The sequence below is a fragment of the Curtobacterium sp. B18 genome (genome assembly GCF_000333375.1).
Taxonomy (GTDB): domain Bacteria; phylum Actinomycetota; class Actinomycetes; order Actinomycetales; family Microbacteriaceae; genus Curtobacterium.
The window spans coordinates 1-2,333 of record NZ_BACZ01000076.1 but is presented as its reverse complement, the minus strand read 5'-3'; the positions used below and the strand labels follow the sequence as shown (position 1 = coordinate 2,333).

General features: G+C 72.4%; 2 protein-coding genes. One reads left to right on the top strand and one right to left on the bottom strand.

Features of this window, described 5'->3' with window-relative positions:
- The coding region (locus I5E_RS02120) for a M16 family metallopeptidase (RefSeq protein ID WP_031261111.1) at nucleotides 1-800 on the bottom strand (800 nt) is incomplete at its 3' end.
- Nucleotides 801-1,049: 249 nt separating this feature from the next.
- Between I5E_RS02120 and I5E_RS02115 the strand changes: the two genes are divergently transcribed.
- Nucleotides 1,050-1,697, top strand: coding sequence for a TetR/AcrR family transcriptional regulator (locus I5E_RS02115; protein ID WP_022905540.1), 648 nt, complete (start codon nucleotides 1,050-1,052; stop codon nucleotides 1,695-1,697).
- Nucleotides 1,698-2,333 lie beyond the last annotated feature (636 nt).

Below are 2,333 nucleotides of genomic sequence, written 5' to 3'. Positions count from 1 at the left end.
CCGCGCAGCATCGAGACCTGGTCGGTCGGACGGTGCACGACCGAGAGCTTCGGGACGGCGGGGTCGGCGACGGGCTGCGGCGAGCGGCGTGCCAGCGGGGAGGCCTTGGGCGCCCCCTGGAACTCGGCCTCCACCAGCGCGCAGAACCGGTCGTGGTCGACGGCTCCGGCCGCGGTGACGACGATGCCGTTCGGGGCGTAGTGCTCGCGGTAGTGGGCGAGCACCTCGTCGCGCTGGACGGCGCGGATGCTCTCGGGCGTGCCGCCGATCGGTCGGCCGAGGGCGTGCCCGTCGAACGCGGCGGCGAAGAACGCCTCGCCCGCGACGTCGGCCGGGTCGTCGGCCGCCATCGCCAGCTCTTCGAGGATGACCCCGCGCTCGACGTCGAACGCGGCCTCGTCGAGGACGGACCCAGTGACCATGTCACCGATGACCGCGACGGCCATCGGGACGTCGGCGTCCCGGACCCGCGAGTAGTAGCAGGTGTACTCCTTGGCGGTCGCGGCGTTGTGCTCGCCGCCGACGGAGTCGAACGAGATCGCGATGTCGAGCGCGGAGCGGGTCGCGGTGCCCTTGAACAGCAGGTGCTCGAGGAAGTGCGTCGAGCCGTACTGGCCGTCGCGCTCGTCGCGGGATCCCACCCCGACCCAGAAGCCGAGGCTCGTCGAACTGGCCCCCGGCATGGACTCGGTCAGGACCCGCACGCCGGACGGGAGGACGGTTCGGCGGACGAAGGCGCCCCCGGACGTCAGGAACGACGTGTCCGGGGCCTCGAGCGGCAACGGCACTGGGTGGTTCATCGCAGACGAGCCTACTGACCCCGGAGCGGCCATCACCCAGTTTCCACAGGCACCCGGCCTGTCACTCGAAGTGGGGTACAGAAATAGAGGATAGAAAGACTCGTCTGTCTGTCCTCACTGTGGTACAGTTTCGTCACCGGATCGGAAGCCCCCCTATATTCCGATCCGGTGGCTCGGGACATCAGTCCTCACGCGGTACGAGTCCCCCCGCTCCGCCGCGGAGCCGATGAGTCCAAGGAGAGCCACGCTGTGACGGTCGATTCCCCCCAACCGACCGTCCAGCGTCTCCCTGGCCCGAGCACGAACCTCGCGTCGCCGGACGGGTCGAGCGCCCCCCCGGCTCCCCGCTCCGGCGGCGCGAAGGTCCGTATCCTCGAGACCGCGACGCGGCTCTTCTACGAGGAGGGCATCCACGGCGTCGGCGTCGATCGTCTCATCTCCGAGGCGAGCGTCACGAAGGCGACGTTCTACAAGCACTACGGGTCGAAGGACAACCTGATCCTGGCCTACATCCGGACGCAGCACGAGCGCGTGCAGCAGCGGATGGAGCAGCTCATCACCGACGCCGGCTCCCCCGAGGCCGCCGTGCGTGCGTGGGTCGCCGCCCTCACGGACGAGGTGAACGACCCCGAGTTCCGCGGCTGCGCGTTCCTCAACGCGGCGGCCGAGTACCACGATGCGCGCGACCCCGTCCGCGAGGTCGTCGCCATGCACCGTGACTGGTACACGGAGCGGCTGGCCGACCTGCTGCAGGCATCGGGCCACGCGCTCCCCGGCGACGGCGCGGACGAGCTCATGCTCGCGCGCGACGGCGCCATGTCCGGCGCGTACGCCGGCGACGCGATCGCGGCGACGGCGGCCCTCGGCCGCGTCGTCGAGCGCGTGCTCGCGGACTGACGGCGCTGCGGCGCGGCGCGCGGAGCGCGGCGCGCGGCTGTCCTGTCGCATGGTGCGCGCTTGCGCACCCCGTGCGAGGTTCCACGCACCGTGCCGGCCTGTGACGCCGCACCCAGCCACCAACACCGCACCAGCCGACAAGGCGCGCACCGTGCGGACGGGAGGGACCGGCGGCCCGGCACCGCGCCTCCAGTCCGCACGGTGCGGACGGGAGGAACGTAGCGGCCCGGCACCGCGCCTCCAGTCCGCACCGGGCGCACCTGCGCACCCCGTGCGAGGTTCCACGCACCGTGCCGGCCTGTAACGCCGCACCCAGCCACCAACACCGCACCAGCCGACAAGACGCGCACCGTGCGGACGGGAGGAACGTAGCGGCCCGGCACCGCGCCTCCACTCCGCACCGTGCGCACCTGCGCACCCCGTGCGAGGTTCCACGCACCGTGCCGGCCTGTAACGCCGCACCCAGCCACCAACACCGCACCAGCTGGAGAGACGCGCACCGTGCGGACGGGAGGGACGTGGCGGCCCGGCACCGCGCCTCCAGTCCGCACCGTGCGCCGTTGCGCACCCCGTGCGCGGTTCCGCGCACCGTGCCGGCCTGTGGCGCCGCACCCAGCGACCAACGCCGCACGAGCC